21 protein-coding genes are annotated in these 24675 nt (G+C 50.4%); 8 read left to right on the top strand and 13 right to left on the bottom strand.

What is annotated here, in order from left to right:
- The first annotated feature begins 1 nt into the window (after position 1).
- The 3 genes from CVU71_14245 to CVU71_14235 are packed head-to-tail and all read left to right on the top strand — an operon-like array spanning position 2 to position 3519.
- A complete protein-coding gene (locus CVU71_14245) occupies positions 2-535 on the top strand; it encodes a hypothetical protein (protein ID PKN18635.1) in 534 nt (177 codons plus the stop codon).
- 21 nt (positions 536-556) lie between these two features.
- Entirely contained in the window at positions 557-2986 is a 2430-nt protein-coding gene (locus CVU71_14240) for a DUF4922 domain-containing protein (protein PKN18634.1), read from the top strand.
- Complete coding sequence (locus CVU71_14235; protein PKN18633.1) at positions 2968-3519, top strand: hypothetical protein; 552 nt, start codon at positions 2968-2970, stop codon at positions 3517-3519. Before CVU71_14240 ends, CVU71_14235 begins: the two co-directional genes overlap by 19 nt.
- 217 nt (positions 3520-3736) lie before the next feature.
- Here CVU71_14235 and CVU71_14230 read toward each other — a convergent pair whose 3' ends face one another.
- Positions 3737-4864, bottom strand: coding sequence for a hypothetical protein (locus tag CVU71_14230; GenBank protein PKN18632.1), 1128 nt, complete (start codon positions 4862-4864; stop codon positions 3737-3739).
- 105 nt (positions 4865-4969) lie between these two features.
- Here CVU71_14230 and CVU71_14225 point away from each other — a divergent pair, with 105 nt between their 5' ends.
- Positions 4970-5188 (top strand): hypothetical protein, encoded by a 219-nt coding sequence (locus tag CVU71_14225; GenBank protein PKN18631.1) that lies wholly within the window; start codon positions 4970-4972, stop codon positions 5186-5188.
- Between the two features lie 171 nt (positions 5189-5359).
- On the opposite strand, the gene CVU71_14220 is transcribed toward CVU71_14225, so the two are convergent.
- Together CVU71_14220 and CVU71_14215 are read right to left on the bottom strand one after the other, a co-directional pair.
- Positions 5360-6001, bottom strand: coding sequence for a hypothetical protein (locus tag CVU71_14220; protein ID PKN18630.1), 642 nt, complete (start codon positions 5999-6001; stop codon positions 5360-5362).
- Between the two features lie 16 nt (positions 6002-6017).
- Positions 6018-6530, bottom strand: coding sequence for a lipocalin (locus CVU71_14215; protein PKN18629.1), 513 nt, complete (start codon positions 6528-6530; stop codon positions 6018-6020).
- An 80-nt stretch (positions 6531-6610) separates the two neighbouring features.
- Between CVU71_14215 and CVU71_14210 the strand changes: the two genes are divergently transcribed.
- The 4 genes from CVU71_14210 to CVU71_14195 all read left to right on the top strand — a co-directional run bounded on the left by CVU71_14210 (position 6611) and on the right by CVU71_14195 (position 9801).
- Entirely contained in the window at positions 6611-6994 is a 384-nt protein-coding gene (locus tag CVU71_14210; GenBank protein ID PKN18628.1) for a pyridoxamine 5'-phosphate oxidase, read from the top strand.
- 16 nt (positions 6995-7010) lie between these two features.
- Positions 7011-7919, top strand: coding sequence for a TIGR01777 family protein (locus CVU71_14205; GenBank protein ID PKN18627.1), 909 nt, complete (start codon positions 7011-7013; stop codon positions 7917-7919).
- Positions 7920-8048: 129 nt separating this feature from the next.
- Positions 8049-8525, top strand: coding sequence for a cytochrome C nitrite reductase (locus CVU71_14200; GenBank protein PKN18626.1), 477 nt, complete (start codon positions 8049-8051; stop codon positions 8523-8525).
- Positions 8515-9801: an ammonia-forming cytochrome c nitrite reductase subunit c552 gene (locus tag CVU71_14195; protein ID PKN18625.1), complete on the top strand. Its 1287-nt coding sequence runs from the start codon at positions 8515-8517 to the stop codon at positions 9799-9801. The genes CVU71_14200 and CVU71_14195 overlap by 11 nt, the downstream gene beginning before the upstream one ends.
- 112 nt (positions 9802-9913) lie before the next feature.
- Here the strand turns inward: CVU71_14195 and CVU71_14190 are convergent, their stop codons facing one another.
- The 10 genes from CVU71_14190 to CVU71_14145 form a co-directional block, all read right to left on the bottom strand.
- Positions 9914-11761, bottom strand: coding sequence for a methyl-accepting chemotaxis protein (locus CVU71_14190; protein ID PKN18624.1), 1848 nt, complete (start codon positions 11759-11761; stop codon positions 9914-9916).
- A gap of 332 nt (positions 11762-12093) precedes the next feature.
- Positions 12094-12609: a chemotaxis protein CheW gene (locus tag CVU71_14185; GenBank protein PKN18623.1), complete on the bottom strand. Its 516-nt coding sequence runs from the start codon at positions 12607-12609 to the stop codon at positions 12094-12096.
- Between the two features lie 79 nt (positions 12610-12688).
- Positions 12689-14593 carry a methyl-accepting chemotaxis protein gene (locus tag CVU71_14180; protein ID PKN18622.1) on the bottom strand — a complete coding sequence of 635 codons (1905 nt, stop codon included), beginning with the start codon at positions 14591-14593 and terminating at the stop codon, positions 12689-12691.
- Positions 14594-14618: 25 nt separating this feature from the next.
- On the bottom strand, positions 14619-15041 hold the full coding sequence (locus tag CVU71_14175) for a hypothetical protein (GenBank protein PKN18621.1): 423 nt from the start codon (positions 15039-15041) through the stop codon (positions 14619-14621).
- Positions 15042-15242: 201 nt separating this feature from the next.
- On the bottom strand, positions 15243-16646 hold the full coding sequence (locus CVU71_14170; GenBank protein ID PKN18620.1) for a Fis family transcriptional regulator: 1404 nt from the start codon (positions 16644-16646) through the stop codon (positions 15243-15245).
- A 10-nt stretch (positions 16647-16656) separates the two neighbouring features.
- Positions 16657-21009, bottom strand: coding sequence for a hypothetical protein (locus CVU71_14165; GenBank protein PKN18619.1), 4353 nt, complete (start codon positions 21007-21009; stop codon positions 16657-16659).
- A gap of 348 nt (positions 21010-21357) precedes the next feature.
- Positions 21358-21864 carry a chemotaxis protein CheW gene (locus CVU71_14160; GenBank protein ID PKN18618.1) on the bottom strand — a complete coding sequence of 169 codons (507 nt, stop codon included), beginning with the start codon at positions 21862-21864 and terminating at the stop codon, positions 21358-21360.
- 74 nt (positions 21865-21938) lie between these two features.
- Positions 21939-22130, bottom strand: coding sequence for a hypothetical protein (locus CVU71_14155; GenBank protein ID PKN18617.1), 192 nt, complete (start codon positions 22128-22130; stop codon positions 21939-21941).
- 80 nt (positions 22131-22210) lie between these two features.
- Entirely contained in the window at positions 22211-24127 is a 1917-nt protein-coding gene (locus CVU71_14150; protein PKN18616.1) for a methyl-accepting chemotaxis protein, read from the bottom strand.
- Positions 24128-24187: 60 nt separating this feature from the next.
- Positions 24188-24568, bottom strand: a complete 381-nt coding sequence (locus tag CVU71_14145; protein ID PKN18615.1) for a hypothetical protein — start codon at positions 24566-24568, stop codon at positions 24188-24190.
- Positions 24569-24675: the final 107 nt, after the last annotated feature.

Raw genomic sequence — 24675 nt, 5'->3', positions numbered from 1 at the left:
TATGAAAAAACAAACGGGATCTCTTTGGATTAAACGCTCGCTCATCAGCCTGTCCTGCCTGCTGCTGTTCGGCTGTGGCTACGGATTCGCGCCGCAGGGTGAACATATCGATCAACGCCTGAAAAATGTTTATGTCGCGCCTTTCGGCAACAAAACGGCGGAGGCGGAAGTGGAAAATTTCATGCGGACGGCGTTCATTAATCAGATCATCCAGAGCAAACGGTTTAAAGCCGTATCCAGCATCGACCAGGCGGACGCGATCATCAGCGGTAAAGTTCTCAATCTCAGCACGGCGGCCCTTTCTTACCAGAGCAATATCCTGGCCGCGGAAGAAAGAATGACCGTCACCCTGGAGATTGATTTACGCGAAAAGGACAGCGGCAAAATCATCTGGTATTCACGAAATGTCGTCGGGACAACCGATTACAAGGTGCAGGACGTCAATAATCCGCGGCCCGCCAGAAAACAGGCCCTGACCAAGCTGTCCCTCGACACGGTGGAAAATGCTTATAATCTGATGATGTCTGATTTTTAACCACTTCCGGGCGTATCCATCATGAAACCTTCGGTTTATCAATGGGGACATTTTTTACTCTGGGGCGCGGCTGACGAAAAGCAGGCGGCGGAAACCTGGCCTGCAGAGGCCATGACGTTCCGAAAAATACTGAGGCCTTCGCCGTTCTTCAGCAACCTGCCATCCGATTATCTGCTGGTAACCGACACGGCAACGGACATTTCATGTGAACCGCGGTCTTTAAAAAAACTGTTTTCCATTGCCCGTAAAACCCGCGCCGGGCTGATCTATTCGGACTTCCTGGCAAAAACAGAGAAGGGGCTTGCCCCGCATCCTCTGAATGATTATCAGCCGGGATCCCTTCGCGAGACTTTCGACTTCGGGCACTTTTTTATCCTTGACGCGGCCGCCATCAGACAGGCTTTAAACAAGTACGGCCCGTTGCCCTCTGATCCTGACAACGCCTTTTATGATTTGCGCCTGAAAATTTCCATCGATCATCCCCTGCTGCATGTGCCGGAAGCCTTATACACCGTATCTCACAAAAAGCGAAAACCGGTCAAAAAATCCGGCCGGCCAACAGAGTCGCAATTTGCCTATGTCGCCAGGGAAAATGCCGTCCGCCAGAAAAAGCTGGAAAAAATTGCGACGGCGTATCTGAAGCAGATCGACGCCCACCTGCCGCCGCGCACCAAAACAGCCGGCCGGGAGGCGGACGATTTCCAATGGAAGGCCAGCATCGTCATCCCCGTCCTCAACCGGAAAAAGACGATTGCCGACGCTCTCGACAGCGCTCTTACGCAGAAAACAAATTTCGCGTTCAATGTCATTGTTGTGGATAACCATTCGACCGACGGCACCACCGGCATTTTGAAGGCATTTGCCGCCAGGTATCCCCACGTTCACCACATCATCCCAAAGCTGCGCGGTCTGGGCATCGGCGGCTGCTGGAATGAAGCGATTCACTCGCCTCTCTGCGGACGCTACGCTGTTCAACTGGATTCCGACGATCTTTACAGCTCGCCCTCCACCCTGCAAAAAGTCGTGAACAAGCTGCGCCGGGGGTCATACGCGATGGTTGTCGGATCTTATACGCTGGTCGACGAAAAGCTGAAACCCATCCCGCCCGGCCTCATTGATCACCGGGAGTGGACGCCCAAAAACGGCCACAATAATCTACTGCGAGTCAACGGCATGGGCGCGCCGCGCGCGTTCGATACGTCCGTCCTCCGCCGATTCGCTTTCCCCGATGTGAGTTATGGCGAAGACTATGCCGTGGCGCTCCGGATATCCCGCGAATACCGCATCGGCCGGATCTATGAAAGCCTTTATCTGTGCCGCCGCTGGTCGGACAATACCGACGCGGGGCTTTCCGTTGAGAAACAGAACCGCAACGATGATTACAAGGACCGTCTGCGAACGATGGAAATCAAGGCAAGGCGGCAAATCAACTGTAAGGAACGGTCGCGACCGTTCCCGACAGAAACGAACAAAATTTTTGCCGAATTTCCCGGGGAGGCGCAGGCAACCTTACCCGCATTGAGTCACATTTTTTTTGAATCGCAAAAGAAAAACTGGCCCGGACTTTCCTCGGCCTGCCGCGATCTGGCTGCGGTGCGAACCAGAGAATTCACGTGCGGCAACGATTCCATCGCGCTGCAATACAATCCGGCGCGGCAGGTCAGCAGCGGCGCCGCTCTGGATGAGGAATCCATCCGGAAACGGCCCTGCTTTCTCTGCGCCGTCAACCGGCCTCGCGAACAGCACGGCATCCTGTACCGCGACACGTACCTGATCCTCTGCAACCCCGCGCCGATTTTCGGTCACCACTTTACGGTAGCCAGTCTCACGCACGAACCTCAGGATATCACCTCCGCTCTGACCTGCTTTTTGCAGTTGGCCGCCGATGCCTCGCCGGATTATACGGTCTTTTACAATGGCCCGGCCTGCGGAGCATCCGCCCCAGACCATCTGCATTTTCAGATGATCCCGTATGATACGCTGCCCTTCCTGACGGAATTGACCAAACTGCCGGTAATGAAAATTGACGATTCCGTCTGCGTCTCCGCCGGAGAAAGTTGTGGCCGCACCGTGGTTGTGATGGAATCGAACAATGCCGCCGCTTTAAAAAAACACTTCCTGCGCCTTTTAAAAGCCGCCCAAACGGTTCTTTCATCAGGCGATGAACCGCGGGTAAATGTTTTTTGCCGATACGAAAAAAACCGCTGGCGGTTGACCAGTTTTCTGCGCCGGAAACATCGCCCCGACGCGTATTTTGCCGAAGGCGGCCAGAGGATTTTTGTCTCGCCCGGAGCCATTGATATGGCGGGTGTCATCATTACGCCGAGGCTTGCGGATTTTAAAAATCTGGATGGCGATACGGTGCGGAACATTTACAGGGAAGTCTCGCTGGACGGAGAATCCCTCGATAAAATAACACGGAGTTTAACCAAATGCCCAACGAAGAAATAATTATCGACAGCGCCATCAGTTTTGCCGAAGCCATTGAAGGCAGCACCGCGCCGCTGGAGATCATCGATTCCTTATCCATGATTGACGTGAACTACTATTCCTTCGATGGCCTGCGTCATCAGGGACAAATCCTTGTGGAAGCGCGGCTGGAAGATGACATCTATGAAATATTCGAACTGATCAATCAGCTGAAGTTTCCCGTCGGGAAAGTGATTCCCATTGTTGCTTACCGGTGGGACGACGGCGATTCGATGGCCGACAACAATTCATCCGCTTTCAACTTCCGGGTCATCGCCGGCACCAACAAACTGTCGCTGCACTCCTTCGGACGCGCCGTGGATATCAATCCCGTTCAAAATCCGGTCATCTATCCGGCAGACCTCATCGCGCCCGAAGGCGCCACTTACCGCCCTCACAATAAAGGCACCTTCACCGCCAAACATCCCATCGTGCAGGAATTTCTCAAGCGCGGCTGGCACTGGGGCGGCAATTTTGAACAGCCGAAAGATTATCATCATTTCGAAAAAACGTGACACCGCTTCCAACTCAAAGCGCTATCTTTGTTGGCTGCGTCGGCCGCATCCTCAGCGTATATACAATACGCCTCGTCGCCTCCTCCTTGCCGCCGCGATATCATCTTTGATTTGAAAGCGGTGATTTTCCTGCCGGTTCAATCATCCGTTGATTGAAGCCGAATATTTCATAGCAACCAGAAGGTTTGCTCCGGCATATAAAAAAATATATGAATTACTATTTTTTTTCGCGAAGCTTTTTTGCCGATATAAGTACTGGTTTCTCAATTGCATGCCAGGAAACAAAACCTGCTGAACAACTAAGCGGTAACGATAGGGCAAGGCTTTCATATGCAGTCATCAAAGGCAACTTAAATGCCAGCAGTTGCTGAATCAAGAAGCCATATATATAAATGCCATAGGAATAATCACCAGGCAGCACCACCCTCTTTGATATCTTACTCGATGCCAGAACAAGAACAGAGTATGCAAGAAAGAGATAAAACAGCGTCGAGCTGAAGCCAGTATTCATACCAGACAACCATAGGGCGAAAAAAAATACCGATAGCCTTGCATCGAGAATAATAACTTTTCTGTAACTATAAGCAAGCATCCCTGCCAGAAAGAAAGCATAACACCTGACGCCTAAAGGAGTGAGTCCCCCCATAAGATATGATTGAAAAATATAATAAGTGATTTGCCCTGCAAAATACAATTGGGAAAAAAAATAAACGCTGATGATGCCTAATACGGCCAAAGTCACCCACTTCCAATGTCGCAGACATCCTATCAAGCCTAAAACCGCTACCAAAGCGTAGCACCTGACCAGCACAGGAAGAATCCACAATGAACCATTGACTGAATCATTATACCAATTGTAATCAAATACGCCGGGTAGATTGTATCTGACTTCCATCAACTTGATATTCGTCAACAAATAGTTCCATGTTTCATGTGAGCTGAAGTACTCAGAAATCGTAAGAGAAGTGACCAAAGGGCCGACGATAAATACAGTAATCAGGATACAAACAATCAGTGCGGGCCATATCCGACCGATTCGCAGAATAGCAAACCTAAGGAGGCTTCTTGATCGGTCATAACTGGCAGTGACAAATATTCCGCTGACAAACAAGAACATAAACACCGCAACGGTTCCAATGTAGTCGAATTGAATAAGTTTTCCAATCGGTTCAGCATGTCCATTCGACGGATGCAACGCAAAAGCATGTCCAAATACTACAGATAAAGATGCTACTAACCTGATCAGCTCAAAACTATTTTTTCCCCGTCCGAGAATGTCTTCTAAAAAAACGGGTTTCGAAAAGAAAAGACTTTTTAGGGGCATCATTTTCACTTGATGAGTCATTGATTGATAGGAACTTTCTTTTTTCGCAATGGAGTATAGTAAGCGCGTTATTGCGTGTCAAGAAAATCCTGAATACGAAATGTGGGGCGGCATAAAAAGTGTTGATTGCACTCCTTCGGACGCGCCGTGGATATCAATCCCGTTCAAAATCCGGTCATCTATCCGGCAGGCCTCATCGCGCTCGAAGGCGCCACTTACCGCCCTCACAATAAAGGCACCTTCACCGCCAAACATCCCATCGTGCAGGAATTTCTCAAGCGCGGCTGGCACTGGGGAGGCAATTTTGAACAGCCGAAAAATTATCATCATTTTGAAAAAACATAAAAAGGTGGTTAGACTGAAGACTGGAGGCCGAAGGGAAAGACAGACACAAAGTTTCTGTGTATGTTAATAAAGCAGCATAATCTCTATTTATACGCCACAACGTCACCTGATCACCTGAAGGTGACACGAGGTGATAAACAGCATACGGACTCGCGTGCCCTTCAGGGTATTTTACGGTGCCATTCGCTTTGCCAGCTCCAGCGCCCTTCTCATAATCAACCTCGCGGATTGCAGGCCCGCTTCATCGTTTTCGATGCCCAGCGTCACCTGCGGGTCGAAGTCGCCTGACCCTCCGGGGCTGGCGTAGGCCGAGGCGCCCAGGGGGCTCACGCCTTTATGAACGCTGGCCGGAATCATCTCCATTGTCAGGAATGCCAGAATATGCGTCAAATGCGTTGTCTCGATGCCGCCCTGACGAAGCCAGGAGACGGCCATGCTCACACCGATCTTGTTTTTCGTGCGGCCCGCCGTCAGATTGCCGAAGACAAAAACGCGGAACCGGTCGATTATCGCCGCCATCCGCGCGGAGCTACGCATGAAATACACGGGGCTGGCCAGTACGATAATATCCGCAGCCTCCGCTTTCTCAAAAATGGGTTGCGCATCGTCTTTGATCGCACAATATTTGCCCGGCGTCTGTCTGGTCAGGCAGAAATTGCAGTGAAGGCAATCCCGAATTTTCAAGCCGGAAAGATGGACAATGTCATATTCAATATTTTTCGCCGGCAGCCCTTCCATCGCCCGGTGCAGAAATGTTTCCACATTGCCTTTTTTAACCGGACTGCCGGAAATGCCCAGAATTTTGTATGTCATATCGCTTTCCCCTTGATCAGTCGTGCTGAACGTAGATCAGTTTGTCCGTGTCAAAACCCAGCGCCGCCGCTTGGGCTATCAGAAGCTTCTTCGTTCCTTCAGCCAGGCGCGGACTTCTGGCCAGAATCCACAGATAGGATTTGTCAGGGCCGCACACCAGCGAGTAAGTGTAATTTTTTTGATCCAGTTCGAGAATAACATAGGACCCGTAAAACGGGCCGAAGAAGGAAACTTTCAGAAATCCCTGATCGGAACGGTTTACAAAATACGCCCTGCCTTCCGCATCTTTCCATTTGCTTTCTTTGGCCGAATAACCCCGGTTAAGAACACGGATACCGCCGTCCTCACGCATGCTATACTCGGCCGTGACACGGGTTAACCCTCGCTCAAATGAATGATCCAACCGGGCAATCTCATACCACTTCCCCAAGTACCTCTCAGCCTGGAAACGATCGACTGGTTTAACGCCATCCGGCACTCCGACACAACCCACAACCAGCAAAACAAACATAATGGCCAATTTCTTCATGATAGACTGTCCCGGTCCTTTACAATTCAATACCGAAGCCTTACTTTATCCGAAAGCACTATAAAATCAAAGGAGGAAATATGAAGCTCAGCGAATATTTTGACAAGGCCGACGGATTCGGCGTTCTTTCCACGGCGGATCAAAGCGGCAAGGTTGATGCGGCCATTTACGGAAGACCGCACTTTATGGATGAAGAAACGGTCGCTTTTATTGCCGCCGATAAACTGACCCATGCCAATCTGCAGGTGAACCCTCATGCCGTCTATATTTTCAAAGAAGCGGGACATTATGAAGGCCGACGACTCTATATCACCAAGTTGCGCGAAGAAAAGGACAGTCCGCTGATTGAAGAAATCCGCCGCAAGAAATATCCCGAAGTGGAAGGCAAATACAAGAGCGGCTCCAAGTTCCTGATCTATTTTCACCTGGACAAGGTATTGCCGCTGATCGGCGAAGGAAAATAATGATCAGGAGGACATTATGAAAATCTTCATGACAGGCGGGACGGGTTTTGTCGGGACGTATCTCGCCAAACGGCTCATCCTGGAAGGGCACGATATCACCATCCTCACGCAGACGCTCACCGGTGCGGAAATTCAGTCAACCGGCATTTCCTATCTGACCGGTAATCCGAACCTTCAGGGGCAATGGCAGGAAGCCGTTCGTCATCATGATGTCATCATCAATCTGGCCGGGGCTTCCATCTTCAGTCGCTGGACGGATCAGCAAAAAAAAATTCTCCTTTCCAGCCGCATCGATACCACCCGGCATCTGGTCGAAGCCCTGCCGGATGATTCAAGACACATCACTTTTTTCAGCACCTCCGCTGTCGGATATTACGGGTTTCATGAAGATGAAGAACTTACCGAATCGGCACAGGCCGGCAATGATTTTCTGGCAAAGCTCGCGGAAGACTGGGAAAAAGAGGCCTTGCGGGCCAAAGAAAAAGGCGCCCGCGTGGTGATCACGCGCTTCGGTATCGTGCTCGGTCAAAATGGCGGCGCGCTGAGCCAGATGATCCCTTTGTTTAAATTTTTTCTGGGCGGGCCGCTGGGCGGCGGGCGTCAGTGGTTTTCCTGGGTACACATACAGGACCTCGCCGCAGCGTTCAGCTTTGTATTGCATCACCGGGAAATATCCGGTGCGATCAACCTCTGTTCGCCCCATCCGGTCCGTAATAAAGAACTGGGGCAGGCCATCGGCCGGGTGCTGCATCGTCCCGCCTTCCTGCCCGCACCCGGCTTCATGATTAAACTCATTCTGGGAGAATTCGGCTCCGTTCTGCTCAAAGGCCAGCGCGTAATCCCGCGACGTCTGCTGGATTCCGGATTTCAATTTCAGTATCCGGATATTGAAGAAGCGCTGAGAAGCATCATCCTTCATTCATGACATCATTTGCTTCCGTCATATCACTGAATTTCTATTGACTTGTTTTGGGTTTGCATTTAAAATCTCCATTCAGTCAAGGCATTAAGCAAACATCAACCTCATGGGAAAAACAGTTCGGGTATAGCCGTTATGCTTCTTGAGCACGCCGCCAAAAGATCCTTTTACAAATACTTAATGTTCGGCCTGATCATCGGGGTCATTCTATCGGCTGCAGCCGTCGGGGCTTATTATCAATCCGGCGACGCAAGATTTTGCGGGTCCTGCCACAGCATGAAACCCGTGCATCAGCAATGGAGCATGTCCCATCATCGTCAGTTTACCTGCACCGAATGTCATTTGCCGGACACCCATATTGCCGGCAAAGTCGCCTATAAAACCCGCGCCGGACTGAACGATCTTATTCATGAAGCGGCGCGTGATTATCCGGCAGACATCAATCTCACCACCCATGGCCGTCGGATTGTCAACGGCAACTGTGTCCGCTGTCATGCGTCAACCATCGCCGAAACACCCATGGCGCAGGGCGGCGCTGATTGCCTGAAATGTCACCGCTATCTGGTTCACGGCAGAGGGCCGGACGAAGGAGGAATTAAAATTGAAAAGTAAAAACGGTTTCTTAAAAATTCTGCTGGGCATTGCCCTGATTGTGCTGATCGTCATTCTGGTCCGTGTGTTTCTTCTGCCGCCGGCCGCAGCGATAAAACTTGCCGCCATACCGGATACCGAATATGATCCGGCCGTCTGGGGAAAGCATTATCCTCTGGAATATCAAAGTTATTTAAAAAACAAAGAAATGGCGCCCTCCCCCACCGGATTCGGCGGCTCCGTCAAAGATCAGAAATCCATCAAAGAGCCGGAGATCCTCATGAACTTTAAAGGAATGCCCTTCAGCAAGGATTATTCGGAAGACCGCGGGCATCCTTACGCAATGACGGACTTAAAAGAAACCAAGCGGATCGGCCCGGCAACACCAGGATCCTGCATGACCTGCAAAACGGCCAACCTGCGCGATATCTACAAGGACATGGGATGGAATTATGCGAAGACCCCCCTTGCTGAATTACTGCCAAAAATCAAGCATCCTATTGTCTGCGCCAATTGCCACGATCCACAGACCATGAAGCTGCGGGTCATCAACCCCGCCTTCATTGAAGCCATGGAAAAACGCGGCATCAACGTTGCCAAGGCGCCGCGCGAGGATATGCGCAGCTATGTCTGCGGGCAGTGCCATGCGGAATATTACTTTGAACCGGAAACCAAGCGCGTCGTTTTCCCGTGGGCTAAAGGGTTGAAGCCTCAGGACATGTATGCCTATTACAAGGAAGTCCCGTCCGGATTCGTCATGGATTGGCAGCATCCCGACTCGCTGGGCAAAATGCTTAAAGCCCAGCATCCTGATTACGAACTGGCCGAAAGCGGTGTTCACGCCAGATCCGGCGTCTCCTGCGCGGATTGTCATATGCCGTATATGCGGCAAGACGGCCGCAAATATTCATCGCATTGGGTAACCAGCCCGATGAAGCATATTCAGGCCTCCTGCCGTACCTGTCACACGCAGTCGGAACAATGGCTTCTGGAACGAGTCAAGACAACGCAAAACAACGTTTTTCAACTGCAGAGAATAGCGGGTCAGACCATTGCCCGCGCGCATGAAGCGATCGCCAAAGTGCGCGCCGTGCCCGCTCCCAGAATCAATCAGAAAGAGTTGGATGCGGCGCGGGAGCTGGTCCGCAATGCGCAGTGGCTCTGGGATTTTATCGCGGCGGAAAACTCCATGGGGTTTCATAATCCCGATCAGGCGCTCAGCACGCTGGGCCAGTCCATTGATCTGGCGCATCAGGCCATTGCCGCTGCCGGACGCGCGGCGGGAACACCATACTGATTTGATATTATTTTCGAGTTAGAGGCTAGATGAAGCAGCAGCGGCCAGTGCCGCTGCTGCTTTTTATGTATTCAGATGGCTGCCGCAAGCAGACCAGACGATATGCCTTGCTTCAGGAAATTAGACCCGGTGGTGAATATTTTTTAATCATCGGTTTGCCGGGCTTCGGCATTATCGGTTCTTCATTATCGGCGACAAGCTGCGGGCCTGCGCCACCTTCCACAATCGTCAACAACTTTTCCACATAATTTTTCATCTGCAAGGCCTGGGCGTTCATTTCTTCCGAGGCGGAAGCCGATTCCTCGGCATTGGCAGCCGTCTGCTGCACCACTTTATCCATTTCCGCCACGGCCTTGCCGATTTGTCCGATCCCCTGCGCTTGCTCACTGGACGCCGCTGCTATTTCATCCACCAGTTGCCCAACCTTCGTCGATATATTCATGTTTTCTTTAAAAGCTTCCTGCGTCTGCTGAGTCAGATCCCGGCTGTTCTTCACCGTGACAATCGTATTTTCAATGAGACTGGATGTATTTTTGGCTGCGTCCGCCGCCCGCATCGCCAGATTCCTCACTTCATCCGCCACCACCGCAAAGCCTGCACCGGCCTCGCCCGCCCGGGCCGCTTCCACGGCGGCATTCAGCGCCAGCAGGTTGGTCTGGAAAGCGATCTCATCGATGGTTTTAATGATCTTACCGGTCTCTTCGCTGGACTTGGTCACATCCTGGATCGCAGCCACCATATTTTTCATCTGGCTATCGACTTTTTCCACAATCTGCCTGGCCTCGCCCATCAGCGCTTTGGCCTGAGCGGCGTTGTCCGCGTTTTGCTTCGTCATGGAGGACATCTCTTCCAGGGAAGAAGAGGTTTCTTCCAGCGCGGAGGCCTGCTCGGATGCGCCTTCGGCCAGACTCTGACTCGCCGCCGCCACCTGGGTCGATGCGGAAGCGACCTGATCCGAGGCGTCATCGAGATCATTGGAAATCCTATTGATCGGCGTGGTAATGGTGCGGGCAAAGTAAAATATTCCCAGAGCCGTAACAATCAGGAAAATGACACCGATCAGTAAAATAACAATCGTAATACTGCGCGCAGGCGCCATAAATTCGCTGTAATCCTGTGTGACGCAAACCCCCCAACCCGCCAGAGGCACCGGAGCAAATCCGGCCAGCTTCTTGACGCCTTTGAAAGTATAAGGTTCCGTCCCGGTCTCGCCCGCAATCATGCGGGCGGCAAATCCCTTCATCCCTTCCGTTTGAGCTGCATTGATTTTAAGGATAAATTCTTTTGTCGGATGAGCGATACACAAACCGGTTTTATCCAGAACGAACCCGTAGCCGGTCTTTCCCAGTTTGGTTTTGGATACTTTTTCGTCCAGAAAACTGATATTGACAACGGAAACAATGACACCGGATAATTGTTTTGACTCCGAATAGATCGGAGCGCTGAACGTCATGACGATGTTGCCGGTTCCTTTCGATTTTACAACAGATCCCACGGTGGTTTTGCCTTCTTTTGAAATTTTAAAGTACTCCCTTTCTGATAAGTTGATGCCTTTATGCTTTCCGCTTACACCGTCGGCAATTACCTTGCCGTCCGGATCGGCAATTGAAATCGTCTCATACATGCCTCCGCCGCTCTGAACGAATTTCGTCAATTCCGACGTTGCCCTGTCACTTGCGGCCTCGTCGCGCTTTTCAGCGGCTGAAACAACTACATCGCGAACAGCAAGTTGGTTAATCGTTTTTAATTCTTCCTGCAAGGCAAGATTGGCCATATGAGCCAGCCCTTTGGCCACTTCTACAGACTGGGACTGCGACAACTCTTCCAGCGCATCGCTTGACTTATAAATGGCAAAAATACCGATGACCAGAAGCGGCACCAGCATCGTAATAATGCCGCCCGCTATCATTTTAAAACTCAAAGACCGATTTTTCATACTACCTCCTTGCTTTTTTATCATAACGCCATATGCGAAAGGTCTTCTATCAGATCCTCATTAAATTATCGTTCTCACATTCTTCATCCTTATTTCAAGTATAACGGATCGGATTTCACTATTCGGGCGGATGACGCGGAAAATTATTTTCGACATGTCTTGTTTCATTGTGCGTTTGAACAGGGTGTAGTTTGTGTTTTGTTTGGTTGAGTCTCAGCTTCAGTTATTTTGAATCAAATCAACGGTTTCATTAAACAACAAAGACTTTGCATGTGTCAAGAAAAATTGAGAAATGTAAAGAATTTCGTATAAACACAGAAAGCAACGGCCAATGCCGCTGCTTTCTGTGTTTATATTCAGACGGCCGTATCCAACTGGCTGATTTCCTCGCTGCTCATGACCTTATCAATGTCCAGAAGGATCTTTACACCATGACCGGCTTTGGCCATGCCGCGGATATAGTCTGTATCCAGCTTTGTTCCAAAGCTTGGCGTATCCTCAATCTCTGCCGCCTTGATATTGAGCACTTCCGACACGGAATCCACCACGATCCCCATCGCAATCTTATTGCCAAGAGTGGCAATCTCCACTACGATAATACACGTCCGTTCGGTCGATTCTACACCCGGCATGCCGAACTTCAGGCGCAGATCCACAACCGGAATCACCTTGCCGCGTAGATTGATCACGCCCTTGATATGATCCGGCGTCTGCGGCACCGGCGTAATCGGCATGAGACCGATAATCTCTTTCACCTTGAGAATCCCGATACCGTATTCCTCTCCCGCTAGCGCGAAAGTCAGGTACTTTCCTTCCCGGCTGACCTGTTGATCAAAAAAACCATCTTCTATCTTTATTGCTGATGCTTGCATTGTATTCAACCTCCTATCATGCCCGTAAACCCTAGCCGGCCGAAGCGGGGCAACCATCAGCCCGCTTCGGCATCTTTCATTAAAAATCTTTGAAACCGCTTTTTGCCATAGCGATTGTAGGCTGCGGACGAATCGGTCTGTTTTGTTTCAAGAGATCTGATCCGGCATGCAGTATTTTTTTAATCATCGGCTTACCGGGTTTTTGCACAGCCGGCTTGTCATCATTGTGAACAGACTGCTGGACGGCGGTACCATCAACAATTGTCAGCAGATTTGTCACATAACCATTCATTTGTTCGGCTTGAGCGTTCATCTCCTCCGCAGCGGAGGCTGATTCTTCAGCATTGGCCGCTGTTTGCTGAACCACTTTGTCCATCTCCGCCACGGCCTTGCCGATCTGGCCGATGCCCACAGCCTGCTCGGAAGACGCTGCCGCAATCTCATCCACCAGTTGGCTGATCTTACCGGCAATTTCCATATTTTCCTTGAAGGCATCCTGTGTCTTCTGAGTCAGATCCCGGCTGTTCTTCACCGTCACGATGGTATTCTCAATCAGATTGGATGTATTTTTCGCCGCGTCCGCCGCCCGCAAGGCCAGATTCCGGACTTCATCCGCCACCACCGCAAAGCCTGCGCCGGCCTCGCCGGCACGTGCCGCTTCCACGGCGGCATTCAGCGCCAGCAGGTTGGTCTGGAAGGCAATCTCATCGATCGTCTTGATAATCTTCCCTGTTTCTTCGCTGGATCTGGTCACTTCCTGAATCGCCGTTACCATGTTTTTCATCTGTCCATCGACTCTTTCCACAATCTGCTTGGCTTCGCCCATCAACGCCCTCGCCTGAGCGGCGTTGTCCGCGTTTTGTTTGGTCATGGAGGACATCTCTTCCAGGGAAGAAGAGGTTTCTTCCAGCGCGGAGGCCTGCTCGGATGCTCCTTCTGCCAGACTCTGACTGGCGGCTGCCACCTGCGACGATGCCGCGGCTACCTGTTCGGAGGCGTCGCCCAGATCATTGGCAACATGCCCAATCGGCAACGCAATTCCCCGGGCAAAAAAAGAAACGCTCACCACAGCAATCACCAGGAAAATAATGCCGATAACCAGAATAACCCCCATGAGGTGATAAGCCGGCGCCATGAATTCATTATAATCCTGGGTGATGCAAATGCCCCAGCCGGCCAGGGGCACCGGAGCAAATCCGGCCATTTTTTTTACACCCTTGAACGTATAAGGCTCCGAACCGGTTTCTCCGGCAACCATTTTTTTACTAAATTCCTTCATCCCCTCCTGTTCCAGGGCATTGAGGGCGAGAATGAACTCTTTTTTCGGATGAGCAATGACCGAACCGGTTTTGTCAACAGCAAAGCCGTAGCCGGTTTTCCCCAGTTTGGTGCCGGCCACTTTATCTACCAGAAAATCAGCGTTGACGGCAGTTCCGACAACACCGATCAACTCCTTTGATTTCGAATAGACGGGCGCGCCGGACATCAGCACGGGTTTGCCGGTGAGTTTGGATAGCATAACCGCTCCGCTGTTTACTTTGCCGGATTTTGCCGTCTGGATGTAATTTCTATCGGAAACATCAATGCCTTTATATTTGCCTTCGACACCATCCGCAAAAATTTTCCCGTCCGTTCCGGCAATGTAAATTGTTTCATATTCATTACCGCTTTGCCGGATCAAAGCCGTCAGTTCCGCCGCGGCTTTCGCGGCTTCCGCACTGTCTTTTCTGCCCTGGTTATTAGCGACGGCGGCCTGGATCACCGAATCATTCACGGCGATTTGCGCAGCGATTTTCATTTCTTCCTGCACGACCAGATTCGCCATGTTGGCCAGACCTTTTGCCACTTCCATCGATTGCGACTGTGCTGACTCTTCCAGTGCGCTCATCGACTTGTAGGCGGAAAATCCTCCAACCACCAGCAAAGGCACAAACACAGCAATAATGCCGCCCGCCATCATTTTAAAACGTAAAGACTTTTTCATATCATCTACCTCCTTACCTATGAATTTATGTTTTCATGAAATACTTTTCTTGTTGGGTCCAATGCGTCTTGCCATACAGATCCGTCATCTTTTTTAGAACGCTGCCTAAATGTTTGAAATCGCTCTCCGTCGCCGCAATAAAACGCGGACACAAAATGTACGCTTTCTCAAGAAACTCCGGATCACTGTCCGGCAGGACCAGCACAACCTTAAGTTCGTCTAAATAATCTCCGAGGTAAATAATCTCCATCAACTCCGAGCGGTTTGCGACATAGAGAACCGCTACGCCGATATCCGGCATAGGTTGGTGTAACCTGTCAGACAGTTCATCAAGCGAAGAATATATTTCAATCTTCTGATCCGGAATTGCTTCGATGATAATTTGAAGCAACTGCTCTTCTGATCTTTCTTTTTGCGGTAAATATAAAATAACGGACATGATGATCATCTCGCATCTTGATATTGTTCACACGGAAAGATGTTAGAGCAGTATATGTGCCAAAAAGATAATTCATGCCTATCGATATGATTACGGATAGTTGGGTTAAACGAGGTGACTGGATGAAAAGAGAATCCGTCTGGAAAAAGCAGAGTTTGTCTGGTTTCTCCAGACAGCTTGATCATCAGACTAAGCTAGCGAAGACTGATTTTAATTTGATAATTTCAGATGATGCTTTGTTAGAATCTCATAAAGACGAGCGCGGCCAAGACCACTAATCCCGCAGGCTTCGGAAATATTGCCCTGGCTGGACTTTATCAATTGCTGCAGATATTTTTCTTCTGCTTTTGCATACATCTCTTCACGAAAAACCTTCAGCCGCGGCAGCGTAGCCGGCATAGCGGCATCAGGCTCATCTTCGCCACTCAACTCTCCAAACGCTTTGAGCTGCGCCAGTTTTACCCGAATGGCACTGGGCAGATGCTTGCTGAAAAGCGTCGGCGCGGACAGGGCGGCGGCAATTGCCCGCTCAACAGCATTGACCAGTTCCCGGACATTGCCCGGCCATGTATAGGAAAGCAGAGCTTCCGCAAAATCCGATGATAGTTTTTTAGGTTCCATGTGGCTGCGCTTACAGATTCTCGCCGTATGATAAGCGGCAATCTCGATCAGATCATCGCGATGTTCCCGCAATGGCGGGACCTCCAGCGTAATAGAACGAATGCGGAAAAAAAGATCTTCACGAAACAAACCTTCCTTGACCATTTGGTCAAGATTGCGGTTCGTGGCTGCGATCAAACGAAAATCACTTTCTATTTCTTTTCCGCCACCTAAGGAACGGAAACGGTGCTCCTGAAGGACCCGGAGAAAACTCTTTTGTATCGACAGAGGAAGTTCTCCGATTTCATCCAGAAACAAAGTTCCACCATTGGCCTGCTTGATGAGTCCGTCGCGGCTGTAATCGGCGCCCGTGTAGGCGCCTTTCTCATATCCGAAAAGCGTGCTTTCGGTAAGGCTCGGCGTCAGGGAGGCACAATCGACAATCACAAAGTTGCGGGAGGCGCGAGGACTGTTTTCATGAACGGCCTTCGCGAAAAGCTCCTTGCCGGTGCCTGTTTCGCCGGTGATTAAGACATTGGCGTCGCACGATGCCGCCTCCGACACCAGATCATGACAGGTTTTCATTCTGGAGCTGCCGCCGATAATGCCCTCCATCTTCAGGATGGCGGACGGTTTTTTCTTTAATTTTTCTTCACGGTATTGCAGCGCCCGAAGCAAAGGAAGCGTCATGGCGCTGATGGTTGACGGTTTCTGGATATAATCCCACGCGCCGCACTTAATGGCTAATTCCGCGGCGTTGGGCGTGCCGGCGCCGGTTAGAATAATCACTTCCGGCGTTGAGGCCGCGTCGCGAATCTCGGACAATTTATCCAGTCCATTGCCGTCCGGCAGCCGGACATCCAGAAAAACAATATCAAAAAAACGCCTGGAAGCAAGCAGCAGCCCCGACTTCAGACTATAGGCACAATCAACTTCATGCCCATCATCGGTGAAGGCACTGGATAATAGTTCACAAAACAATTCATCGTCGTCAATGATCAATATTTTCGCCATAATGATAAGCTTAACCTTTCAATACGCGCCGCACCAGCAATCCCAGATCATGCAGGGGGACCGGTTTCAAAACAAATTCCCGGATATTCAGTTTCCGAACCTGATCCATATTAATGGAATCGCTGTAACCCGTGCATAAAATAATCGGCAGGCCCGGATGGATTTTCAACAATGCCCTGGCGAGTTCCGCGCCAGTGATTTCCGGCATGGTCATGTCGGTAATCACCAGATCGAACTGGTCAGGTTTTTCCCGGAACAGACGAAGCGCTTCAGCGCTGCTGACGGTCGCCGTAATCGAATAGCCCAAAGATTCAAAAAAGGCCTCCGCCATGCTGACCAGCGCTTCTTCATCATCGACAAAAAGGATCCTCTCATTCCCCGGCAAATCAGCTTCCTCCCGGTCCGTTTCTTCGGTATGGTTTGCAGGATGGACACCCGGCAGATAAATTGTAAAGGTTGTGCCTTGCCCCACCGTGCTTTGAACATCGATTGCGCCGCCGCAACTCTTCACGATGCCGTAAACAACGGACAGCCCCAGACCGGTGCCCTCTTTGGTTTTCTTCGTGGTGAAGAACGGATCGAATATCTTGTCCTGAATGGCGGCGTCTATGCCGTGGCCGGTATCCCGGACGAACAACTGCACATAAGACCCGACCGGTAAATCGAGGTGCGAGAATTGCTCCGGATTAAGAATCTCGATATCGGACAGCTGAATATCCAGCAACCCGCCTTTTTCCCGCATCGCATGCGCGGCATTGGTGCACAGATTCATCATAATCTGATGAATCTGTGTGGGATCAGCCAGAACATAGGTCTCTTCACGGGTAATTTGCTGTTTGATCTCAATGGTAGCAGGCAGAGTGGCCCGCAATAAACTCAAGGCTTCCGTCAAAATCAGTTTGATGTCCAACGGTCTGCTTTCCTGCTCCCGCCTGCGGCTGAAAGCCAGAATCTGATTGACCAGGTTTTTCGCCCGGGCACATGCCTGTAACACCCGATCATGATATTTCCGGCGGACATCCTGGCGGGTTTCTTTTGCGGCCATTTCCGTAAAGCCCATCATGGACGCCAGAATATTATTGAAATCATGAGCGACGCCTCCGGCCAGTGTACCGATCGCCTCCATCTTTTGCGCCTGCCGGAGCTGCGATTCAAGACGCCTGCGATCCGTGATGTCCTGAATGGTCCCCTCGTAATACAGCAGATTTCCCGTGCCGTCACGGACGGCGCGCCCCGAGGCATAAACAAAAACGGGGCTCCCGTCTTTCTTCAAAAGCTGAACTTCCTGCCCCATAAATGTGTCATGTTCATTGATCAGCCGGATTAAATCAAGACGGTTTTGGGGATTTGCATAAACCTGCCGTTCCATATCGTTGATCATACTGACAACCTCCTCCGGAGATTCATAACCAAGAATGCGGGCAAACGAAGAATTGGCATCGATGATACGCCCCTCGGGAGTGGTCTGAAATATGCCCATGACGGCGTTCTCGAAGATGCCTCTGTATTTTTCCTCGGCTTTCCTGCGGTCGGTAATGTCGCGGATCGATTCAATGGCGCCGACAATATTCCCCTGCGAATCGCGCAGGGCGCTGGCTCTTCCGAAAAGATAAACCTCGCCTCCCCTGAGGGCGGGCATATAGGCCTCTCCATCCAGCGCCATATATCTTCTTTCCGTACTGACATACCTTGCTTCAAACTCTTCCTGGGATTTCAGAACAAGATCGATCAAAATGGGCCGCCGTTCGCCATAAAAAGGCAGGGCATACTCATAGTTGCCTTTGCCCAGCATATCCGTGGCCTGAATCTCCGTCATCTGTTCCATAGCCTTGTTCCAGGCGATGACCTTTCCTTCGGTATCAATGACCAACGTAGCATCCGGCAGATACTCAATAATCTCATCCAGACGCCTGTGCGCTTCCCGTAATTCTTCCTCGGCACGCCTGATACCGGTGACATCGCGAATCGATTCGATCGTTCCGACACGATTTCCCCGATTATCAAAAATCGGCGCCGCCGTTACAAAAATATAAGCCCCTTTACCCTGATACAAAGCCGGTGCAAACGCTTCTGCATAAAGCGTGTTTCCTTTTCTCTGCACATCGCGATACCGGGATTCGATATCCCGATCGTCTGCATCGATGAGATCCATCAGGTGCCGCCGTCTGTCACCATAGAAGGGAATCATATAGGCACGGTCCTGCCGGCCAAGCATGTCTTCTTTGCTTACCCCGGTCATTTTTTCAATAGCCAGGTTCCAGGCAATGACCTTGCCTTCCAGATCAATGACAAAAGTTGCATCCGGCAAAAACTCAATAATGCTGAAAAGCTGACTTTCCGATCGTTTCAATGCCTCTTCCATCTGCTTGCGGTCATTGATGTCCCGGGAAACACCAACAAAAGAAATAAAAGCACCATCCGGGCCAAAGACAGGGGTGCCGCTTGCTTCATGCCACCGCCAGGCGCCGTCGGCCCGCAAGACCCGGTAGGTCGGTCCCGGCATTTGTTTTCTGTGTTGTATTGTATGCAGAAGGGCTTTGGTGCAAAGATCAACATCATCGGGATGAACGAGCGGCTGGAACGACTTTCCAATCATGGAGGATGGCTCATACCCGAGGGTTCTTTTCCAGGAAGGAGAAACATAAGTGAACACGCCATCCGCATTTAAAGTCCAGATCAAATCATACGAGTTGTCCACGAGCAGCCGGTACTTTGCTTCGCTCTCTTCGAGCGCTGTTTCCATCTGTTTGCGCTCGGTGACATCCGTATACAGATTAAGGGTGGCAGGCCGCCCTTTCCATTGAATCCGCTTTGCTGAAACATACAGCCACCTCAGCGTTTTATTCTTGTCGACAGCCCTGAATTCATAGGAATCCGGAACATTTTCGCCTGCCAACCTCTTCTGGTGGCGACTGACCACAATGTCCCGATCTTCCGGATGAATGAAATCGCGGATAGGCTTTCCGATCAGTTCCCCGGCCGGCACGCCGAGAATATCTTCGGAAATTTTAGGGTTCACATAGGCAAAGCAGCCGTCCTGTAAAATGGCAATCCCCTCATTGGCCTTCTCGACCACCGTACGGTATTTTTCTTCACTTTCGCGCAGATTTTTTTCCATCCGTTTGCGATCGGTGATGTCTTCCAGAATCCAGATTGACCCCTCATTGGGGACGGATGGATTAAGGGCTTTCCCGATAATCCGTCCCTTAAAGGTGTTTCCATCGGGGCGATGCACGACAAGCTCGTTCTCGAACCATTCTCCTCTGCTTAAAGCCAGATAGATTTCATGCTCTCGATCGTCGTAATCTTTATCTGACGCATACATGAGTCGAACACTAAAGCCCTGGACCCGGTCCATAGGCAGGCCAAGCATATCGGACAGCCTTGAATTCACCCATTCAAAGATACGGTGACGCACAAAGGCGATTCCCATAATACTGTTATCCAATATCAAAGACTGAACATGGTTAAGACGTCGCAATTCCTCTTCCGTGCGTTTGAGTTCCGTAATATCCGTGGATATGCCGCACAGGCCGCAAATATTTCCCATTTTGTCTTTGAGAGGAAGTTTAACCGCCCAGTATGTACGAGGCAATTTATCCGATGAGGTAAGATCGGTCTCTTCACGCGTAACCGTTTCTCCATATTCAATGACACGATGATCGCTTTTCATGATTTCCAAAACGGAGGCAGCGTTGAAAAAGCTGGAATCATCTTTGCCGATAATTTCATCCTCTTTTACGCCGAACAAATGACACACTTTGCCGTTCACATACGTGTAACGATACTGCGTGTCTTTAAGATATATATAAGCGCCAACATTGTTCAAGATGGTATTCTGGAGCCTTTCATTCTCCCACAACGCATCTTCGGCCTGCTTGCGTTTGGTGATATCTCTGACGACACTAATGAATCCCCGCGGCTTACCCGTTGCCGTCCGCACTATTGATGAGTGCAACTCAGCAGTAATGGCCCTCCCTCCTCGCATCTTTAACTTGTATTCCCTTGGTTGCGCCGCGCCTTCAGCAAGCGTGTCGCGGAAGTTAGCCGCAGCGTAAACCTTGCCATCCTCAGTGAGAAAATCAAAGACCGTCCTTACCTCCTTCAATAACTCGGCAACGCTCGATACGCCATAGGTCATGGCCGCCTGTGTATTGGCGGCAAGCAATTCCCCTCTTAAATTGTACATAATGATTGGATCAGGGGATGTTTCGATCATGCTGCGGTATAGCTCTTCGTTTTCCCGCAGCGCATCCTCTCTGTGTATACAACTTGCTTCCGATTCTTCCAATTGACTGACGCGCCGGCGCATAGCGGCCAGTTCTTGGATAAGTTGTTGCTTTGTTTTGCTGTTATCATTCATTCTAATACCATGGCCAATAGTGATGGACAGCTGCAATATGCAATGTTTGCATAAATATTCATTCTTAAGACTTCGAAAGAAAACATCGACCCGTCATCGTTCAGGAGTTTCAGGCAGATCAATCCGCACACTAATCAATATCGAAAAAAAGAATGATTGATTCACCGGATTTCACTACCCGAACGAATGCCCCGTTTTACGGAAAAGAACAAAAGGAAAGTCAAAAGCGGCGAGGGGCGCTAAGAGGATCTTGCGGCGCAATTTTGAATTATTAAGAAAAGCAATAATCTTGGTCCTCCCTTTCAATCAAATCCATTATTTCTGTCAGGAAATCATTAACTGCAAACATCATATATCCAAATCACGGATTTCCTCGTCGCTCATGACCTTGTCAATATCCAGAAGGATTTTGACCGACTGGCCTATTTTAGCCATACCGAGAATGTAAGCCGTGTCCAGCGCCGATCCGAAATGCGGCGTATCTTCAATCTCCGCCATTTTGATATTCAGCACTTCCGATACGGAATCCACCACGAGCCCCATGAATATTTTATTGCCGCCGGCGGCGATTTCGGTCACGATAATGCAGGTGCGTTCCGTGGCTTCCGCGCGCTCCATGCCGAACTTCAGTCGCAGATCCACAACCGGAATCACCTTGCCGCGCAAATTGATCACGCCTTTGATGTGCTCCGGCGTCTGCGGCACCGGTGTAATCGGCATTAATCCGATAATCTCTTTGACCTTTAAAATCCCGATGCCGTATTCCTCGCCCGCCAGGGCAAAGGTCAGATACTTTCCTTCGCGACCGGCTTTTTTCTCGGAAACATCTGCTGCTATTTTAGCTGTAGTCTGCATTTGTCATAACCTCCTTTGCTGAAAGGCAGGGAGCGGCAAGGAGGGGAGCTCTCTGCCTTTCCCGACCGATGCCGTCAAAAACCTTTAAATCCGTCCTGCTCAACCGGAATGGTCATCATTACTCTGATAACCTCTTTCGCCCTGAGAATCCTGAAACCGTGCTTTTCACCCGCCAGCGCATAGATCAGGTACTTTCCTTCGCGGCTTGCCTGTTCATCGAAATCATCGAAATCATCGATATCCAATTTATCTAATCTGGCCTGCATTTTATTGTAACCTCCTCAATTAAACTATTGTAGGAGGCAGAGAGGGGGGGAGCTCTCTGCCTCCTCCGACGGATTAATCTCTAGAAATCCTTGAATCCGTCTTTTTCAAAAGGAATCACATCCTCCGGACGAACCGCCTTCCCTTTAGACACGTTACGGACCGCACTGATCAACTTCTTCCTGGTGGCCGGCTTGCCGGGCTTTGGTGCGGCAGGCGTCTCTTCACTGTCCGACGGTTTATGGGATACCGGGTTGATACCGGTGCTCCGGCTGCCATCGATAATCATCCCCAGCTTTTCCACATAACTGTTCATTTGCACGGCCTGGGCATTCATCTCCTCGGAAGCGCTAGCCGATTCCTCGGCGCTGGCCGCCGTACCCTGCACCACTTTGTCCATCTCCGCCACGGCCTTCCCGATCTGACCGATGCCCTGTGCCTGCTCGCTGGATGCCGCGGCAATCTCATCAATCAGCTGACCGATCTTGATGGAAATTTCCACATTTTCCTTGAAGCCTTCCTGAGTCTGCTCGGTCAAATCACGGCTGTTCTTCACCGTGACAATTGTTTTTTCGATAAGCGCGGATGTGCTTTTGGCCGCCTCGGCCGACCGCATGGCCAGATTACGGACTTCATCCGCCACGACCGCAAAACCGGCGCCTGCTTCGCCTGCCCGGGCTGCTTCCACGGCGGCATTCAGCGCCAGCAGATTGGTCTGAAAAGCGATTTCATCGATGGTTTTAATGATCTTACCCGTCTCTTCGCTTGACTTGGTTACTTCCTGAATCGCCGTCACCATGCGGTGCATCTGATCACCGACTTTATCCACAATATGTTTGGCCTCAATCGTCAGCGCCTTCGCCTGAGCGGCGTTATCCGCGTTTTGTTTGGTCATGGAGGACATCTCCTCCAGTGAAGAAGACGTCTCCTCCAGAGCGGAAGCCTGTTCGGATGCCCCTTCCGCCAGGCTCTGGCTGGCCGATGCGACCTGCGATGATGCCGCTGCAACCTGCCCGGAGGCATCGTTAAGATCGTTGGCGATCTGACCGATGGGCAGGGCAATCCCCCGGGCGAAGAAATACACACACACCAGGGCAAGGATCAGGAAAATGAAATCCAGAATAACGACAAATAATGTAATTCGGTGGACCGGCGCCAGAAACTCGTTATAGTCCTGTGTCACACAGACACTCCAGCCGGTCAGCGGGACAGGGGTAAAACCGGCCATTTTACTGGTTCCCTTAAATACATAATCCTGCGATCCTGTTTCTCCCTTGATCATGCGCTGATAAACGGCTTTCATGCCTTCCTCTTTGGAAATATCCACTTCCAGAATGAGCTCCTTTTTCGGATGAGCAATAAGGACGCCTTTGTTATTGATGATGTAACCGTAGCCTGTTTGCCCCAATTTGGTCGAAGCAACCTTATCCGCCAGAAAGCCGATGCTCATGGTGGAACCGACAACACCAATAACCTGATTGGATGCGGAATAAACCGGTGCGGCAAAAGTCAACACCACATTGCCTGTGGCTTTCGACCGAACAACGGGACCGATGTTGGCCTTGCCGGCAATGGCCTCCTTGATATAATCTCTATCGGAAAGGTCGAGTCCCTTATTGGCAAGACCCCGGCTTCCGGTAATGACTTTCCCGTCGGTGCCAGTAATGAAAACTATTTCATAATCATTGCCGCTTCTCTGTACGAAGGCCTTCAGCTCCTCGGAAACTTTGGCAACGAGGGCATCGTCTGTAGGCTGGGCGACCGCGTTAATCACGACATCCCGCTGCGCCGTCTGGGCAACGATTTTCAGTTCTTCCTGAACAGCCAGACTGGCCATGTGGGCCAGTCCTTTGGATATTTCCATCGATTGCAGCTTTGCCGCGTCTTCGAGCGCCCACCTTGCTTTTAGAACGGAAAAAGTTCCAACCACCATCAAAGGCAGAAGCGCAATCAGCGCACCCCCTACCATCATTTTAAATCGTAAAGATCGATGTTTCATATATCCTCCTTGCTTCTCAGCTGATTGTTAAAATTTTTCCCTTCTTTCTTTTTTCCGTGTTCAACATGTCTTGCCGTATAGTTCCATCATCCTTTTTAAAACGCTGCCCAGGTGCTTATAGTCATTCTCTGCCGAAGCAATAAATCGGGGGTGCAGAATGTGCGCTTTTTCAATAGCTTCGGGCTCGTTGTCCGGCAGGACCAGCACCACCCTGAGCTCACTTAAAATATTTCCCAGATAAATCATGTCCATCAATTCGGAATGAGTGGCAGCATGAAGAACGGCAACGCCGACATCCATCAGTGGCTGATGCAGCCGCTCGGTAAGCTCATCAATCGAAGAATATATCTCCAGCTTATGATTGGAAGCGACGCCCTTGATAATCTCCAGCAGCCGTTTTCCTGATCCCTCTGTTGCCTGCGAATATAAAATTAAGCCCATTTGTAAGATCTCCCATATGCCCGATCGAGTGACTGATTTTCAGGCTATTGTTTGTTAATCCAACAAATATGCCAAAAACCAAACAAATAGCATATCACTGTTATTAC

This window comes from Deltaproteobacteria bacterium HGW-Deltaproteobacteria-6, assembly GCA_002840435.1.
Classification (GTDB): Bacteria; Desulfobacterota; Syntrophia; order Syntrophales; family Smithellaceae; genus UBA8904.
The sequence above is the reverse complement of the archived record's forward strand: the minus strand, read 5'-3'. Positions and strand labels throughout refer to the sequence as shown.